Origin of the sequence: Nonomuraea bangladeshensis (assembly GCF_039529455.1) — a bacterium.
Taxonomy (GTDB): Bacteria; Actinomycetota; Actinomycetes; order Streptosporangiales; family Streptosporangiaceae; genus Nonomuraea; species Nonomuraea bangladeshensis.
The window spans coordinates 210919-227715 of record NZ_BAAAMV010000011.1 but is presented as its reverse complement, the minus strand read 5'-3'; the positions used below and the strand labels follow the sequence as shown (position 1 = coordinate 227715).

Here is a 16797-nt window from a genome sequence, read left to right as displayed (position 1 = left end):
CCGGATCCTTCCTTCCGCGCCTTGACAGGTCGCGAGCGACCGTATGAACGCCGGCGTCTCCCAGGCCGGCCACGAGTCCCCACGAACGCACCGAGCACACGCGCGGACGCGCAGCGCCGCACGCTGCCCCCGGACGTGCTGCCACGGCCCCGGCCACGCCCGCCAGCGTTGCGGCAACCCCCGCCTGCCCACCATCCGATCATGCGGCCTTCGCCGCCGGCCGTAAGGAAACGATCCGGACAATGATCGGCTCGCGCAGGGGTAGGTTGGCCGCGGCGGGGGAGGGTTCGCCGTGAGCTGATCGTGGGAAGTGCAGACAGCAACGCAACAACAGTAGGGTCGCCCTAGGGACAGTGACGTTTGGGAGGGAGTCGCGTGGCATCGCACAGGGATCTGCCCGTCGGCTTGGTGAATCAGCTTTTCCAGAACAATGGGAGCTCCTCGTTCACGGAGTTCGTCAGCTCCTACGCGCCGGAATTGCTGCCACGGCGGGATGAGGTTCTGGCCACCCCGATCGGCGACCAGGTTCCGCACGCGACCACGATCGTCGCCGCCACTTTCGCGGGCGGGGTGATCATGGCAGGTGACCGGCGGGCGACGTCGGGCAACGTGATTTCGCAGCGTGACGTGCAGAAGGTGTTCAGGACCGACGACTATTCCTGCATGGGCATCGCGGGCACGGCGAGCACCGGCATCGAGTTCGCCCGGTTGTTCCGGGTCGAGCTCGAGCACTACGAGAAGCTCGAAGGCCGCACGATGTCGGTGGCGGGCAAGGCCAACCGGCTGGCGACCATGATCAGGGGCAATCTCGGCATGGCGATGCAGGGGCTGGTGGTGGTGCCGCTGTTCGCCGCCTACGACCCCGACAAGGACGAGGGCCGCATCTTCAGCTACGACGTGGCGGGCGGGCCCTACGAGCGCGAGCGGTTCGACGCGATCGGCTCCGGCTCGATCTTCGCCCGCGGGTCGCTGAAGAAGCTCTACCGCGACGGCGCGTCGGCCGACGACATGGCGATGACGCTCATCCAGGCGCTCTACGACGCGGCCGACGACGACTCGGCGACCGGCGGCCCCGACGTGACCAGGAAGATCTGGCCGGTCGTGGGCGTCATCGACGCCGACGGCTTCCGCCGCCTCACCGACGAGCAGGTCGCCGGCTACGTCGACCAGATGCTCGAAGCCCGGATGATCTCGCCCGACGGCCCCATCGCCCCGCTGCGCTAGAAAGGACCACCTGCCCGTGTCCATGCCTTTTGGATATGCGTCCCCTGAGCAGATCATGCGGGACAAGGCCGACTACGCGCGCAAGGGCATCGCGCGGGGCCGGTCGGTCGTCGTGCTCCAGTACGTCGACGGCATCCTGTTCGTCGCGCCCAACCCGTCGCGGGCGCTGCACAAGATCAGCGAGATCTACGACCGCATCGGGTTCGCGGCCGTGGGCCGCTACAACGAGTTCGAGGAGCTGCGGCTCGGCGGCATCCGTTACGCCGACATCAACGGCTACACCTACGACCGCTCCGACGTGACCGGGCGTGGCCTCGCCAACCTCTACGCCTCCAACCTGGGGCGCATCTTCACCGAGTCGATCAAGTCGCTTGAGGTGGAGGTCGTGGTCGCCGAGGTCGGCGAGACCAAGGACGGCGACGCCATCTACCGGCTCACCTTCGACGGGTCGGTCTTCGACGAGCACGGCTTCGCCGCCATGGGCGGGCAGGCCGAGGCGGTCGCGGGGCGGCTGAAGGAGCGTTACCGCGAGTCGATGTCGCTGGCCGACGCGCTCGAAGTGGCGCTGACAGCGCTGACCGAGCCGGGCGGGGAGCGGCCGCCGGTGGGCCAGCTCGAAGTGGCGGTGCTCGACCGCAACCGTGAGCACCGCAAGTTCCTGCGGCTGACGGGGGCCCGGCTGGAGCGGCTGCTCGCCCAGACGACCCAGCCGCCCGCCTCGCCGCCTTCGTCGTCCGAGTCGTCGGAGGAGCCGCCCTCCACCGGCTCCGCCGGTTCGTCGTCCGGCTCCTCCGGCGACACCCCGCCGCCCACGGGCCCCGAAGGCCCGGTCGACGACGGCTCCTCGCCCCTGTAACCCCACACCCGTTCCCCGGCGGGGCCGCCACTCGCGCGGCCCCGCCGCTCGCGCTTCCGGTCCCGCCATCCGCGCTTCGGGGCCGTGTCCGGTCCCGCCGTTCGCGCGCCCGGCGCGGTGTGCGGCAGGCCGTGTGCGCAGCCCCCGGCGTGTGCGCAGCCCCCGGCGTGTGCGCAGCCCCCGGCGTGTGCGCAGCCCCCGGCGTGTGCGTGGCCCCTGCCGTGTGCGTGGCCCCTGCCGTGTTTGTGGCGCCTGCCGCGTGTGGCCCCTGCCGTGTGCGCTGCCCCGAACGTTCGCGTCGCCACTGTTCGCGGTGCCGGACCGGGGCGGTGTGAGCTGGATCACCAGGATGGGGGCGAACCGGAGGCGGGTGGTGTTGGTCTCAAGGGGCGTGAACACTTCGTTGCGCACCCTCCTCGCCGGCGGGGCGGCCGCCGCCGCGCTGGTGGCCTCCGGCGGCGCCGCACAGGCCGCGACCGCCGCCTACCCCCACTACAAGGCGCCGAAGATCTTCGGCACCACCTTCCAGCCCGACCCGAAGCACGACTTCACCAAGCGCATCAGCCCCCGCCACGACGGGATCCTGCGCGGCTGGATCACCCACGTGAGCGGCGGCGTGGCCGAGTACCAGCCGATCAAGTGGAAGCGGGACAAGCACACCGAGGGCTATTTCGTGGGCCCGGGCGAGGGCGACGCGACGGCCTACGCCTCGCCGATCGCCAAGAACGTGGAGTTCCTGTCGGCGTACGGCTGCAAGCAGTCGGGCGGGTCGCTCACGGTGAGCAGGAAGACCGGCCTGGGCGCCAAGCGGTGCCCGGCGTCGGTGCTGGTCAAGCGGCACGGCAAGCAGCGTCAGCCGGCCCTCATCACGGTCTACCGGGGCAAGATCGTCAAGGTCCAGGAGATCTACGTCCCGTGAGCGCGCCGCCGTGCTCATTCAGGGGCGGGCACGGCGCTGCCAACAGGGACAAAACATCCCATACAGGTCCGCCATTGAAAACACCCGGCAAGATCTCTCCCGCTCGCCGATCCATGGGCATAGTGTGAGGTGATGGATCGTCGCATCTTCGGGCTGGAGAACGAGTACGGCGTGACCTGCACGTTCAGGGGGCAGCGCAGGCTGTCCCCCGACGAGGTCGCGCGCTACCTGTTCCGGCGAGTCGTGTCCTGGGGCCGATCGAGCAACGTCTTCCTCCGCAACGGCGCCCGCCTCTATCTCGACGTGGGCAGCCATCCTGAATACGCAACACCCGAGTGTGACAACGTCATCGAGCTCGTCACCCACGACAAGGCGGGCGAGCGCATCCTCGAAGGTCTCCTCGTGGACGCCGAGAAGCGGCTGCGCGAAGAGGGCATCGCGGGCGACATCTACCTGTTCAAGAACAACACCGACTCGGCGGGCAACTCCTACGGCTGCCACGAGAACTACCTCGTCGGCCGGCACGGTGAGTTCGGCCGCCTGGCCGACGTGCTGATCCCGTTCCTGGTGACCCGGCAGATCGTCTGCGGCGCCGGCAAGGTGCTGCAGACGCCGCGCGGGGCCGTCTACTGCGTCTCCCAGCGGGCCGAGCACATCTGGGAGGGCGTCTCCAGCGCCACCACCCGGTCGCGGCCCATCATCAACACCCGTGACGAGCCGCACGCCGACGCCGAGCGCTTCCGCAGGCTGCACGTCATCGTCGGCGACTCCAACATGAGCGAGACCACGATGCTGCTCAAGGTCGGCGCCACCGACCTGGTGCTGCGCATGATCGAGTCCGGCACGGTGATGCGCGACCTGTCGCTGGAGAACCCCATCAGGGCCATCCGCGAGGTCTCCCACGACATGACCGGGCGGCGCCGGGTGCGCCTGGCCAACGGGCGCGAGGCGTCGAGCCTGGAGATCCAGCAGGAATACCTGTCGAAGGCGAAGGACTTCGTGGACCGGCGCGGCGGCGACGACATCGCGCACCGCGTGCTGGAGCTGTGGGAGCGTACGTTGCGCGCGGTCGAGACCGGCGACCTCGACCTGGTCTCGCGCGAGATCGACTGGGTGACGAAATACCAGCTCATCGAGCGCTACCGCAAGAAGTACGACCTGCCGCTCTCCTCGCCCCGGGTGGCCCAGCTCGACCTCGCCTACCACGACGTGCACCGCAAGCGCGGCCTGTACTACCTGCTGCAGAAGCGCGGCTCGGTGGAGCGGGTGGCGTCCGACCTGAAGATCTTCGAGGCCAAGTCGGTGCCGCCGCAGACCACGCGGGCGCGGCTGCGGGGCGAGTTCATCCGCAAGGCGCAGGAGAAGCGGCGCGACTTCACCGTCGACTGGGTGCACCTGAAGCTCAACGACCAGGCGCAGCGCACCGTGCTGTGCAAGGACCCGTTCCGCAGCGTGGACGAGCGGGTGGACAAGCTGATCGCCGGCATGTGAGCCGCCGGCTGGACGGGACGCGGGCGGTGCGTTTACCTCGGGCGTACCCGAGGTTCGGGTAGGGTGACGCGAATCTGACGTCTTTTCCGAGGGAAACGCATGCGCCGCGTTCTGGCCGTTCTGGCAGCGATGCCGCTGATCTTCTTCGCCGCGGGATGCGGCTCCGACGACGCCGCATCCGGCGGGTCCACCGGGTTCAAGGTCGCCGGTAACCCCGGCGCCAAGCCCACGGTGACCTTCCCGTCCGGCTCGCCGGCCACCAAGTCGTCCTACGAGGTGATCCAGCCGGGCAGCGGCGCGGAGATCAAGACCGGTGACAAGGTCATCGTCAACCTGACCGTCTGGGACTGGGACGGCAAGACCAACGCCGCCCAGGGCTCGTCGTACGACACCAAGGCCCCCGAGACGATCTCGGTCAACGAGCAGCTCCCGCAGGTGCTGCAGGAGGGCTTCACCAAGGTCAAGCACGGCGGCCGGCTGCTGGCCGTGCTGGCCAACGACTCGGTCCCCGCGCAGCAGCAGCAGACCTCTCCGGCCGAGCCGACCAAGGTGTTCGTCTTCGACGTGGTCGGCACGCAGCCGCCCGCGCTGAAGGCCGCCACCGGCAAGGAGACCAAGGAGTCCATCAAGGGCGTCAAGGTCGAGAACCCGGGCGGCGAGAAGGCGCCGACGCTCACCACCAAGACGGGTGAGAAGCCGCCGGGCGAGCTCGTGGTCAAGACGGTGATCGAGGGCACCGGCGCCAAGGTGCAGCCCAACCAGACGCTCGCCGTCCACTACACGGGCAAGATCTGGGGCACCGACAAGCAGTTCGACTCGAGCTGGGAGCGGGGCGAGGCGGCCGAGTTCCCGCTGAGCGGGGTCATCCAGGGCTGGCAGCAGGGGCTGGCCGGGGTGCCGGTCGGCAGCCGGGTCGTCATGAGCATCCCGCCGAACCTGGGTTACGGCGACCAGGAGCAGCCGAACATTCCGGCCAACAGCACGCTGGTGTTCGTCGTGGACGTCCTGGCCGCCTACTGAGCCACCGCCCGGCCCCGGTGCTCGCCATTTGGGGGTTTCGCGGGGTTTGTGGTGGGTCAGCGCGGTAGCATCGCGAGCCCCGGGGACTGCCTGCCCCGGGGCTCGCCGCGTAGGGGAGGGCCCGATGCTCCGCCGTGCCACCGCCCCCAGGGCCGTTTCCAGGACCGGGCCCAGGCTCGTGTCCAAGCTTGCTTCCAGGCCCGTCCCCGAGCGCGCGTTCAGGCCCGCGCTGAAGCTCCTGTCGGCGCTCGTGCCGAAGGTCGCGCGCAAGCCCATGCCCGTGCTCGTGCTCGTACGGGAGCTTGGGCCGGTGTTTGGGCCGGTGCTCCTGGTCGCGGTGCTCGCGGGGTGTACCGGGGCGCCTGCTCAAGGGCTGGAGCTGAAGGTGGCCGGGGCGTTCGGGGCGCGGCCCACGGTCGACTTTCCCGACGGCAAGCCCGCGCCCGGCCTCCAAGTGGACGAGCTGACCACCGGCAAGGGCGCCCGGCTGGAGCCGGACGACGTGGCGGTCGTGCAGTACACCGCGCACGTCTGGGACGGCGGACGCAACCGCCTGGTCGACTCCAGCTTCACCCGTGGCGCGCCCGCCGCGTTCCCCGTGGGCGGCCTGCTGCCCGGCCTGGACCGGGCCCTGGAGGGCCGTACGGTCGGCAGCCGGGTCATCGCCGCCGTCCCGCCCGGCGACGGCTTCGGGCCCAATCCGCCGCGCGGCGTGGGCCCCTCCGACGAGCTGTTCTACGTCGTGGACATCCTCGGCGCCCACCACAAGGGCGCCTCGGTCGAGGGCCGCGCGGGCACACTGGCGGGCGTGCGCGTGAGCGCCGGCGCGCGGCCGGCGATCCAGGTGCCCGCCGCCGCTCCGCCGGCCCGGTTCTCGTCCACGGTGCTCGAACGGGGCTCAGGCCCCAAGGCCAGGCCCGGCCGGCTCGTCGTCACCCAGTACGCGGGCGCGGTCTGGGGCAGCCGCCGCGTCTTCGACACCACGTGGACGAGCGGCCTGCCGAAGGCGTTCAAGCTGGGCGACGGCGGCCTCATCAGGGCGTGGGAGCGGGCGCTGACCGGTGTCCCCGCCGGCAGTCGGGTGCTGATGGTCGTCCCGCCCGCGTACGGCTACGGCGCCCCCGGCTTCCCCGCGTACGGGATCAAGGGCTCAGACACCCTCGTCTTCGTCGTGGACGTGCTGGCCGTCTACTGAGCCAGGGCCGCGCGCATAGACTCCCGCCTGTGAGCATCGACGACCTCGACGCGCTGGCCCTGCTGAACGACCCGGTACGCCGCAGCCTCTACGAGGCGGTCGCGGCCGGCGGCGGCGACGTGGGGCGGGGTGAGGCCGCCGAGGCGGCCGGGGTGTCACGGACGCTGGCCGGCCACCACCTCGACAAGCTGGTCGAGGCCGGGCTGCTGGAGAGCGGGTTCCGCGCCCCCGCCAAGAAGGGGCCGGGCAGCGGGCGGCCGGCCAAGGTCTACCGCAGGGCCAGGGGCGAGCGCTCGGTGAGCCTGCCGCCCCGCGACTACGTCACCCTCGCCTCGGTCCTCGCCGACGTGGTCGAGCTGCTGGGCGCCGATGAGCAGGCGGAGAAGGCGGCGCGCGGCGCGGGTGAGCGCATCGGCGCGCGGCACGCGGGCGAGCCGGTGGAGCGGGTGCTGGGGGAGCGGGGCTATGAGCCGTACGAGGAGGACGGGCTGGTCCGGCTGCGCAACTGCCCGTTCCACGTGCTGGCCTCGGAGCAGCCGCTGCTCGTGTGCTCGATGAACCTGGCGCTGTGCCAGGGGCTGCTGCGCGGGCTCGGCGAGGACCCGGCGCGGGCGCGGCTGGACGCGCGGCCGGGGGAGTGCTGCGTCGCCCTTTCTAAAACAAATGGAGATTGACATAGAAGGGGAGGAGGTGATGTGCTGAGCGTCATGCATCTCGCCCAGCTCAACCTCGCCCACATGCGCGCGCCCATCGACTCCCCCGAGCTCGCCGAGTTCGTCGCCCTGCTCGAACCGATCAACGCCCTCGCCGACGCGGCCCCCGGGTTCGTCTGGCGGCTGAAGGAGAGCGAGAGCGACCCCACCGCGACCGTCCAGCACGAGTACGGCGACTACCTGCTCGTGAACTTCTCCGTGTGGGAGTCGCTGGAGTCGCTGTGGAACTACGTCTACCGCTCCCCGCACCTGGGCGTGCTGCGCCGCCGCAGGGAGTGGTTCCAGCGCATGGCGGAGCCGGCCATGGTGATGTGGTGGATCCCGGAGGGCACCATCCCGACGCTGGCCGAGGGCATGCGGCGGCTCGAACGCCTCAGGACCGAGGGCCCGAGCCCCGAGGCGTTCACCTACAAGGACGCCTACGACAGCAGCGAGGCCGCGAACCTGCCCGCCGCCGCCGAGGCGAGGAAGTAGGCCAGGTCCTCCTCCAGGCCCCGGCCCATCGTCGAGAGCCGGACCGGTGCCGCCCGCAGCGCCTCGTGCAGGCCGTCCACCGGCACCGGCACCAGGCGGTGCCGCACCGCCAGCAGCTCGGCCTGGTCGCGCACCCGCGCCCCGAACTCGCCCGGCAGATCGGGCACCGGCACGTCGGCCGGGCAGAGCGCCACCCGCCCGAACGCGGTCAGCGAGTGATGCGACACCCCGTGGTGCCGCTCGCGCAGGTCGCCCTCGCTGACCCGCAGCGCCGCCACCGGCCGCCCCCGCAGCACCCCGGCCGCGTTGACCGCCTCGCCCGCCTGCACGCCGGAGAAGCCCCAGCGGGTGCCCGAGCCCAGGTTGCCCGGGCCCTGTGCGACGATCGCCACGTCGGCCTCCAGCACGTGCCTGGCCGCCAGCAGCGCCGTGTGCACGGTCACCGCCTCCAGGTCGCCGCCGAACGCCTGGCCCGCCGTCACCACGCCCGCCAGCCAGCCGGTCTCGCGCAGCCGCGCCGCCGTCATCGAGAACCACGCGGGCAGCGCACCGCCGTCCTGCATCACGTACGCCACCCGCGTGCCCGGCGCGGCCTCGTACAGGCCGGCGAGGATCGGCGCGAGCGCCGAGTGCAGGTCGGCCACCACGACGGGCATGTCGTCCAGGGAGTCGGCCTCGCGCAGGACCTCGTGGTGGGGCGAGTCCTGCTCGTCCGCGCCCGCCACCGTGGCCTGCAACGGGGTGTATCGGGCCTTCACCAGGTGCCCCGGCCCCTGAGGATCTTGCGGCAAACGGTTCGGGACGGCCACCACCATGGCGTAACCTCCCGTACCGAGACCCATCGCGAGTGCGGTCGTGTTGAGCAGCACCTCGTCGCCGGGTTCCGGGCGCCCCACCAGCGGGGGGTACGCCAGCGCCCGGCACTCCCCCTCGGGGACGGCGACGTCCAGTTCCACCGCTCCCGGCCACTCGCGTCGGATCCGTACGACCTCGCCCTTGCGCCATCTGATCACGGGGGCAGGGTAGCGTCGATGAAGGAGGAGTGAGGCAGATGTCGCGCCGGAAGACGGAACGGCTGCTCAATCTCGTCATCTGTCTGCTCGCCACCCGGCGTCCGCTGTCGGCCGAGCAGATCCGCCAGGCGGTCCCCGGCTACGACCGCGACGGCGACGAGGCTTTCCAGCGCATGTTCGAGCGGGACAAGAACGAGCTGCGCGAGATCGGCATCCCCATCGACGTCGTCCGCGACCCGTGGGAGGACGAGCCGGGCTACCGCATCCAGCGGGAGTCGTACGAGCTGCCGGAGATCACCCTGGAGCCCGACGAGGCCGCCGTGCTCGGCCTGGCCGCCCAGGTGTGGCAGCGCGCCAGCCTGGCCGAGGCCGCCTCGGGGGCGCTGCTCAAGCTGCGCGCCGGCGGCGTCGCCACCGACCAGCCGGTCGGCACCGGCGCGCTGGAGCTGCGCGTCGACACCCGCGACCCGGCCTTCCCCGCCCTGTGGGAGGCTGTGCGCGACCGGCGCGCGGTCCGCTTCGACTACCGCGGCGCCGGCAGCGAGAGCGTACGCGCCCGCACCGTCGAGCCGTGGGGCGTGGTGAGCCGGCGCGGCCGCTGGTACCTCGCCGGCTACGACCGCGACCGGCAGGCGCCGCGCGCCTTCCGGCTCAGCCGCATCGCCGGCCAGGTCGCGCACGTCGGCAAGCCGGGAGCGGTACGCGTGCCCGAGGGCGTCGACCTGCGGGCCATGGTCGGCTTCCCCGACGAGACGACGGACGAGCGGGTGGCCGTCGTACGGGTGCGCCAGGGCGCGTGCGAGGGGGTGCGCCAGCTCGCCAGGGCCGTCCACCCCGGCGTGGACGGCTGGGACGAGGCGGAGCTGACCTTCTCCGACCCCGAGCGGCTGGCCGGCTGGATGGCCAGCCTCGGCGGCGACGTCGAGGTGGTCGAGCCGCCGGACGCGCGCGAGGCGGTCATCCGCAGACTGAAGGGGGCCATGGCGTGAGCGCGCCGGCCACGAAACAGGGGGAAAGCATATGAGCGGGAGCGCGGACCGGCTGCCGCGGCTGCTGGCGCTGGTGCCGTACCTGATGTCCCATCCAGGGGCGCAGGTCGGCGAGGTGGCGGCGGTGTTCGGCCTGAGCGAGAAGCAGCTCATCGACGACCTGCAGCTCGTGTGGATGTGCGGCCTGCCCGGCCACACCCCCGGCGACCTCATCGACGTCTCCTGGGACGGCGGCGAGATCATCATCGACAACGCCGACACGATCGCCCGGCCGCTGCGGCTCGGCATCGACGAGGCCAGCGCGCTGCTCGTCGCGCTGCGCATGCTGGCCGCCCAGCCGGAGCTGGCCCTGCCCGCGGGCAGGGATCAGGCCGGTGGGGCGACCGGTGACGCGCTCGCGCGGGTGACGGCCAAGCTGGAGCGGGCCGCGGGCGAGGGCGCCGCCACCGTCAGCAGCCAGGTCGCCGTGGACGTGGACGCCGCCCCCGACGCGCTGCCCCGCGTCCGCGAGGCGCTGACCGGCGGGCGGCGGCTGTCGCTGCGCTACTACGTGCCGGGCCGCGACGAGGTCACGCCGCGCGAGGTCGATCCCACCCGCGTGCTCGTCGTCGACGGCCGCGCCTACCTGGAGGGCTGGTGCTACCGGGCGGAGGCGATGCGGCTGTTCCGCCTCGACCGCATGCTCGGCGTGGACGTGCTCGACGTGCCCGCCGACCCGCCCGCCGAGGCCGAGCCGATCGACGTCACCCGCGGCGTCTTCCGTCCCTCGCCCACGGACGAGCTGGTCGAGCTGGAGCTGAGCGCGGCCGGCCGGTGGGTGGCCGAGTACTACCCGTGCGAGGAGGTCGCCGAGCTCGGAGAGGGCCGGCTGCGGGTGGCGTTGCGGGCCCGCGACGAGGACTGGATCGTCAAGCTCGCGCTGCGGCTCGGCGACACCGGCCGGGTCGTCGCGCCGCCCCGGATGGCCGAGACCGTGCGCGCCGAGGCCGAGCGGGCTCTCGCCCTGTACGCTCACGGGTCATGACGTGGATCATGCCCGCGGCCGTCGTGGTGGCGGCCGGGCTGGCCGTCCTGGGGGTCCTGGGGGCCCGCGTGGTCGTGGCCGCCCGTGCCCTGAACAGGGAGGTTGCTCGAATTAACCAGCAATTCAGGCTGAAAGCGGACTCCAGGGGATGAGGCAGGGCCGTCGGCAGCGTACGATCGGGTTTGGACAGCACACGGCTCACCTGTAAGGACGTCACATGAACCTGGGAGCTCCGGAGATCATCCTGATCCTGGTGGCATTGGTCCTGCTCTTCGGGGCCAAGAAGCTGCCGGACCTGGCCCGTGGCGTCGGGCGGTCCCTGCGCATCTTCAAGGCCGAGACCAGCAAGATGAACGACGACGACGACGAGCGTCCGACCGTCGTCCAGGCCCAGGCCCAGCCTCCGGCCCAGCCCGCGCCCCCGCAGCAGATCCCGGCCCCCGCGCCCGCGGTGTCGCTCGAGGAGCAGGCCCGCCAGCTCGAGGAGCAGGCCGCCCGGCTGCGTGCCTCGGCGCAGGCCGACAAGCGCGCCTGAGCCTTCCCCTTCATCCGTCCCTCGTCCCCGAGGACTCACCTAGATGGCGCTGCTGAAGAAGTCGGGCCCGAAGCCGTCGCGGGACCCGGAAGGCCGGATGCCGCTGATGGAGCACCTCCGGGAGCTCCGCAACCGGCTGCTCATCGCGATCGCCGCCGTGGCCGTCGGCCTGATCGTGGGCTGGATCGTCTCCGGTCCGGTGTGGGAGATCCTCAAGGAGCCCTACTGCCACACGGACCAGGCGCGGCAGCTCACCGGTGAGTGCAGCCTGACCTACAACGGCATCTTCTCGTCGTTCTTCATCACGCTGAAGATCTCGCTCATGGTCGGTCTCGTGGTGTCCTCACCCGCGTGGCTCTACCAGATCTGGGCGTTCGTCACCCCGGCGCTCTACCGCACCGAGAAGCGCTACACGCTGACGTTCCTGGGGCTGGCGATCCCGCTGTTCGTCCTCGGCGCCTGGCTGTGCTACTTCATCATGGACACCTCGCTGTCCTTCCTGCTGGGCTTCTCGCTGGACGGCACGGTGGCGACGATCGCCATCGACGACTACCTCGACTACGTGCTGATCATGTTGCTGATCTTCGGGGTGTCGTTCGAGCTGCCGCTGCTGCTGGTGTTCCTCAACATCATCGGCGTGGTCTCGCACGCCGCGATCGCCAAGCACCGGCGGCTGGTCATCTTCCTGATGTTCGTCTTCGGCGCGGTGATCACGCCGGGCGGCGACCCCATCACCATGATGGCGCTGGCGACCCCGATGATCGTGCTGTTCCTGGCGGCCGAGCTGTTCATGTACCTCCGCGAGCGCAGGCGGCCGGCGGACGAGTTCGCCGGGCTGTCCGACGACGAGGCCTCGCCGCTGTCCGACGACGACAGGCCGCTCGACGACGTGCCGCTCGGTGACGCCCCGCCCGCTGACAGGCCGGTCGGCGACAAGCCGGGCGACGGGGATCCCGCCGGGCGATAGCGGGCGGAGGATTCCGGTTCCGCGCGATAGGCGATAGGTTCCGGGCGTGTCCCCCCAACTCGCCGTGCTCGTCAACCCGGCCGCACGCGGCGGCCGGGCCCTGCGCCAGCTCGAACCCGTGGCGCGCCGGCTGCGCGCCGGCGGGGCGGAGCTGTCGGTCATCGTCGGCTCCGACGCCGCCGACGCGCTCGAACGCGCCTGCACCGCCGTCGCCGAGCGCCCCGACGCGCTCGTCGCCTTCGGCGGCGACGGCCTGGTGCACCTGGCCGTGCAGGCCGTGGCCGGCACCGACGTGCCGCTCGGCATCATCCCGGCCGGCACCGGCAACGACATCGCGGCCGCGCTCGGCGTGCCGTGCAAGGACCCGATGGCGGCCGCCCGGGTCGTGCTGCGGATGAAGTCGCGGCTGGTGGATGCCGCCCGCGTGCGCGCAGGGCGGACCGAGGAGCTGTTCGCCGGGGTGCTGTGCTGCGGCTTCGACTCGCGGGTCAACGAGCGGGCCAACCGGCTCACCTGGCCGGCCGGGTCGGCCCGCTACGTGGTGGCCATGGTGGAGGAGCTGCGCTCGTTCCGGCCCGTGCCGTTCCGGCTCGTCCTCGACGACGACGAGGTGATCGAGCGGGAGGCGATGCTGGTGGCGGTGGCCAACACCCGTTCGTACGGCGGCGGCATGCGGGTGTGCCCCGACGCGCTGCCCGACGACGGGCTGCTCGACGTGGTGATGGTCGGGGCCCTGCCGAAGGGCGAGTTCCTGCGCGTCTTCCCGAGCGTCTACCGGGGCACGCACGCCGGGCATCCGGCGGTGACGGCGCGCAGGGCGCGGACGGTGCGCCTGGAGGCCGCGGACCCGGCCGGGCTGGTGGCGTACGCCGACGGCGAGCGCGTCGGGCCGGTGCCCGTGGAGTGCGAGGTCCGGCCGGGCGCGCTGCGCGTCCTCGTCTGAAATCTACTTTGTAAAGGCGTCGGGCCCGGATCGCCCGCACCCGGCCCCGTACGGAAGGACGGACCGGAATGGCGGTTTCGGTAGGCTGACGGGTATGACAACGCCAGCGGAACGCTATGCGGCCTTCCGTCAGAAGCACGCCGACGACGGGGCCGCGCTCACATCGTTCCGAGGTCTCTACGACTTCGAGCTGGACGACTTCCAGCTCGACGCCTGCCGCGCCCTGGAGGCCGGTGACGGCGTCCTGGTGGCGGCGCCGACGGGGTCGGGCAAGACGGTCGTCGGCGAGTTCGCCGTCCATCTGGCCCTGCAGCAGGGCATGAAGTGCTTCTACACCACCCCCATCAAGGCGCTGTCCAACCAGAAGTACAACGACCTGGTCAAGCGCTACGGCACCGCCAAGGTGGGCCTGCTGACCGGCGACAACAGCGTCAACGGCGAGGCCCCGATCGTGGTCATGACCACCGAGGTGCTGCGCAACATGCTGTACGCCGGGTCGGCCACGCTGGCCGGGCTCGGCTTCGCGGTGATGGACGAGGTCCACTACCTGGCCGACCGGTTCCGTGGCGCGGTGTGGGAGGAGGTCATCATCCACCTGCCGGAGTCGGTCCGGCTGGTGGCGCTGTCGGCGACGGTGAGCAACGCCGAGGAGTTCGGCGAGTGGCTGGGCGACGTGCGCGGTGACACCACGGTCATCGTCGACGAGCACCGGCCGGTGCCGCTGTGGCAGCACATGATGATCGGCAACCGCGTCTACGACATGTTCGTCAACGACGACCTGACGCCGCGCATCAACCCCACGCTGATGCGGGTGACCAGGGACGCCGAGCGGCTGATGGCGGGCCGGGGCAGGGGGCGGGGCTACGGCCGGCCGCAGCGGGCCCGGCCGCCGGACCGGGTGCAGGTGATCGAGAAGCTCGACTCCGAGGGGCTGCTGCCGGCGATCACGTTCATCTTCTCGCGGGCGGGCTGCCAGGCGGCGGTGCAGCAGTGCCTCTACGCGGGCATCCGGCTCACCACCGACCGCGAGCGGCACGAGATCCGCCAGCTCGTCGACGAGCGCACCGCCCACCTGCCCGACGAGGATCTCGCGGTGCTGGGCTACCTGGAGTGGCGCGAGTGCCTGGAGCGCGGGCTTGCCGCGCACCACGCGGGCATGCTGCCGGCCTTCAAGGAGGTCGTGGAGGAGCTGTTCACGCGGGGGCTGGTCAAGGCGGTCTTCGCGACGGAGACGCTGGCTCTGGGCATCAACATGCCGGCCCGCAGCGTGGTGATCGAGAAGCTGGACAAGTGGAACGGCGAGACGCACGCCGACCTGACGCCGGGGGAGTACACCCAGCTCACCGGCCGGGCGGGGCGGCGCGGCATCGACGTCGAGGGCCACGCCGTGGTGCTGTGGCAGCCGGGCATGGACCCGCTGTCGGTGGCGGGGCTGGCCGGCACGCGTACCTATCCGCTGCGCTCCAGCTTCCAGCCGTCGTACAACATGGCGGTCAACCTGGTGGGGCAGTTCGGCCGTGAGCGGGCGCGCACGCTGCTGGAGGAGTCGTTCGCGCAGTTCCAGGCCGACCGGGCGGTGGTGGGGCTGGCCAAGCAGCTCCGCAAGCACGAGGAGGCGCTGGAGGGCTACCAGGAGGCCATGACGTGCCACCTGGGCGACTTCCCCGAGTACGCCGCGCTGCGGCGGCGGCTGTCGGACCGGGAGGCCGAGCTGTCCAAGCAGCGCGGCGCGGCGCGGCGGGCGGCGGCGGTGCGCTCGCTGGAGGCGCTGCAGCCGGGCGACGTGATCCGGGTGCCGGGCGGGCGGCGGGCGGGGCTGGCGATCGTCCTGGACCCGGGACGCAACCCGCGCGGGCACGGCCCGAGCCCGCTGGTGCTGACGATCGGCAAGCAGGTCAAGAAGCTCGACCCGGCCGACTTCCCGGTGCCGGTCGAGCCGCTGGAGAAGCTGCGCATCCCGAAGAACTTCAACGGCCGCTCGCCGAAGGAACGCGCCAACCTGGTCTCCACGCTGCTGGCCAAGATCGGCGACCGTGACCTCGGCAAGCCGCCGCGCGTGCGTGACCACGCGATGGAGGACGACGAGATCAACGAGCTGCGCCGGCGCATCCGGCAGCATCCGTGTCACGGCTGCGACGAGCGCGAGGACCACGCCCGCTGGGCCGAGCGCTACTACAAGCTGCTGCGCGAGACCGAGGGGCTGCGCCGCCGGGTGGAGGGCCGCTCGCATGTCATCTCGCGGACGTTCGACCGCATCTGCTCGGTGCTGGAGCAGCTCGGCTACCTCGACGGCGAGACCGTCACCGACGAGGGCCGCCGTCTCGGCCGCCTCTACACCGAGCTCGACCTGTTGACGGCCGAGAGCCTGCGCCAGGGCCTGTGGGAGGAGCTGGACCCGGCCGAGCTGGCGGCGTGCGTGTCGGCGCTGGTGTTCGAGTCGCGGGCGGCCGACGACGCGCGCCGGCCGAAGATCCCCGCAGGACGGGCGCAGGACGCGCTGACGGCCATGCTGCGGCTGTGGGGGGAGCTGGAGGGCATCGAGTCCGACCACAAGCTGTCGACGCTGCGTGAGCCGGATCTGGGGTTCGCGTGGGCGGCGTTCCGGTGGACGAAGGGGCACACGCTGGACGCGGTGCTGATGGACGGCGTCAACGGCAACGAGCTGGCGGCCGGCGACTTCGTCCGGTGGATCAAGCAGCTGATGGACCTGCTGGGGCAGCTCCAGAACGCGGCGGCGCCGGGCAGCAGGATCCGGCAGACGGCGGGCAAGGCGGTCGACGCGATGCGGCGCGGAGTGGTGGCGTACTCGTCGCTGACCTGACCGGCTGAGTCCGGTGAGTGAGGGCCGGCCACTCGGCCCTCACTCGTCGCCGTGCGCGATGCCCGCGACGGTGAGCGCGAGCCCGAGCACGCCGGTGACGATCCCGGCGACCGTCAGCGCGCCGCCGTCGAACACCAGGTGGAGCAGGCCGAAGTCGCGGTCGAAGACGTGGACGGCGACGAGGGCGCCGAAGCCCTGGATCATGAGGAGCACACCGAGGATCGTCATGCGTCCCATCGTGGCGACCGGTGAGGGGCCGGCCATCGGCCGAAAGTAGCGGGCGGGGCCGACTTGTGGCCATGCCCCGGAAGAACCGTTGGCGGTGGCGTGACGATTCTTTGGTTCATTTACTCATTTGCGGCGGATTTAACAAGAACGATGAGACGCCGTTCTCGTCGCGTTTTACCGGTCAAGCTTTCACGGTTTCGGCTGAAATGTCGTGAATTATGCGACTTGGTCGGGTAACGTCCGAATTGTCAAGTGTTCGGCCGTTCAACGGGGGAGGAATCATGGCGAACACGCAGCTCACTCACGTCGGGTACCAGCAGGGATGGGGCTGCCGGCGTCGCTATTGGCGCCGCCGCTGGGCCTGCGCCCGCCGTAGGTGGTGGGG

At 71.5% G+C, this 16797-nt stretch carries 17 protein-coding genes; 15 read left to right on the top strand and 2 right to left on the bottom strand.

Annotated elements, in window-relative coordinates; translation table 11 throughout:
- The first annotated feature begins 375 nt into the window (after positions 1 to 375).
- The 8 genes from prcB to ABD292_RS36155 all read left to right on the top strand — a co-directional run bounded on the left by prcB (position 376) and on the right by ABD292_RS36155 (position 7892).
- Entirely contained in the window at positions 376 to 1224 is an 849-nt protein-coding gene (prcB, locus tag ABD292_RS36190; protein ID WP_371247025.1) for a proteasome subunit beta, read from the top strand.
- A 22-nt stretch (positions 1225 to 1246) separates the two neighbouring features.
- Entirely contained in the window at positions 1247 to 2080 is an 834-nt protein-coding gene (gene prcA / locus ABD292_RS36185; RefSeq protein WP_344215888.1) for a proteasome subunit alpha, read from the top strand.
- 391 nt (positions 2081 to 2471) lie between these two features.
- Positions 2472 to 2999 carry a hypothetical protein gene (locus ABD292_RS36180; protein WP_344215489.1) on the top strand — a complete coding sequence of 176 codons (528 nt, stop codon included), beginning with the start codon at positions 2472 to 2474 and terminating at the stop codon, positions 2997 to 2999.
- A gap of 132 nt (positions 3000 to 3131) precedes the next feature.
- On the top strand, positions 3132 to 4490 hold the full coding sequence (gene pafA, locus ABD292_RS36175) for a Pup--protein ligase (protein WP_091087617.1): 1359 nt from the start codon (positions 3132 to 3134) through the stop codon (positions 4488 to 4490).
- A 99-nt stretch (positions 4491 to 4589) separates the two neighbouring features.
- Positions 4590 to 5510, top strand: coding sequence for an FKBP-type peptidyl-prolyl cis-trans isomerase (locus ABD292_RS36170; RefSeq protein ID WP_344215487.1), 921 nt, complete (start codon positions 4590 to 4592; stop codon positions 5508 to 5510).
- Positions 5511 to 5688: 178 nt separating this feature from the next.
- Positions 5689 to 6705 carry an FKBP-type peptidyl-prolyl cis-trans isomerase gene (locus tag ABD292_RS36165; RefSeq protein WP_344215485.1) on the top strand — a complete coding sequence of 339 codons (1017 nt, stop codon included), beginning with the start codon at positions 5689 to 5691 and terminating at the stop codon, positions 6703 to 6705.
- A 29-nt stretch (positions 6706 to 6734) separates the two neighbouring features.
- Positions 6735 to 7379, top strand: a complete 645-nt coding sequence (locus ABD292_RS36160; protein WP_344215483.1) for a helix-turn-helix transcriptional regulator — start codon at positions 6735 to 6737, stop codon at positions 7377 to 7379.
- 21 nt (positions 7380 to 7400) lie between these two features.
- A complete protein-coding gene (locus tag ABD292_RS36155) occupies positions 7401 to 7892 on the top strand; it encodes a DUF3291 domain-containing protein (RefSeq protein WP_425565226.1) in 492 nt (163 codons plus the stop codon).
- On the opposite strand, the gene ABD292_RS36150 is transcribed toward ABD292_RS36155, so the two are convergent.
- Positions 7838 to 8905 carry a DUF3866 family protein gene (locus tag ABD292_RS36150; protein ID WP_344215481.1) on the bottom strand — a complete coding sequence of 356 codons (1068 nt, stop codon included), beginning with the start codon at positions 8903 to 8905 and terminating at the stop codon, positions 7838 to 7840. The genes ABD292_RS36155 and ABD292_RS36150 overlap by 55 nt on opposite strands.
- Positions 8906 to 8943: 38 nt before the next feature.
- Between ABD292_RS36150 and ABD292_RS36145 the strand changes: the two genes are divergently transcribed.
- The 7 genes from ABD292_RS36145 to ABD292_RS36115 all read left to right on the top strand — a co-directional run bounded on the left by ABD292_RS36145 (position 8944) and on the right by ABD292_RS36115 (position 16184).
- The gene (locus ABD292_RS36145) at positions 8944 to 9894 is read left to right on the top strand and encodes a helix-turn-helix transcriptional regulator (protein WP_344215479.1); all 951 of its coding nucleotides are present in this window, start codon (positions 8944 to 8946) and stop codon (positions 9892 to 9894) included.
- 31 nt (positions 9895 to 9925) lie between these two features.
- A complete protein-coding gene (locus ABD292_RS36140; protein WP_344215477.1) occupies positions 9926 to 10918 on the top strand; it encodes a helix-turn-helix transcriptional regulator in 993 nt (330 codons plus the stop codon).
- Positions 10915 to 11070, top strand: a complete 156-nt coding sequence (locus tag ABD292_RS36135; protein ID WP_344215475.1) for a hypothetical protein — start codon at positions 10915 to 10917, stop codon at positions 11068 to 11070. Before ABD292_RS36140 ends, ABD292_RS36135 begins: the two co-directional genes overlap by 4 nt.
- Positions 11071 to 11135: 65 nt before the next feature.
- The gene (gene tatA, locus ABD292_RS36130; RefSeq protein ID WP_344215473.1) at positions 11136 to 11453 is read left to right on the top strand and encodes a Sec-independent protein translocase subunit TatA; all 318 of its coding nucleotides are present in this window, start codon (positions 11136 to 11138) and stop codon (positions 11451 to 11453) included.
- A 43-nt stretch (positions 11454 to 11496) separates the two neighbouring features.
- Positions 11497 to 12420: a twin-arginine translocase subunit TatC gene (gene tatC, locus ABD292_RS36125; RefSeq protein WP_344215471.1), complete on the top strand. Its 924-nt coding sequence runs from the start codon at positions 11497 to 11499 to the stop codon at positions 12418 to 12420.
- Positions 12421 to 12466: 46 nt separating this feature from the next.
- Complete coding sequence (locus ABD292_RS36120) at positions 12467 to 13363, top strand: diacylglycerol kinase (RefSeq protein ID WP_344215469.1); 897 nt, start codon at positions 12467 to 12469, stop codon at positions 13361 to 13363.
- Between the two features lie 94 nt (positions 13364 to 13457).
- Positions 13458 to 16184, top strand: coding sequence for a DEAD/DEAH box helicase (locus ABD292_RS36115; RefSeq protein ID WP_329575539.1), 2727 nt, complete (start codon positions 13458 to 13460; stop codon positions 16182 to 16184).
- Positions 16185 to 16223: 39 nt separating this feature from the next.
- Here the strand turns inward: ABD292_RS36115 and ABD292_RS36110 are convergent, their stop codons facing one another.
- On the bottom strand, positions 16224 to 16412 hold the full coding sequence (locus ABD292_RS36110; protein ID WP_344215466.1) for a hypothetical protein: 189 nt from the start codon (positions 16410 to 16412) through the stop codon (positions 16224 to 16226).
- Between the last annotated feature and the right edge of the window lie 385 nt (positions 16413 to 16797).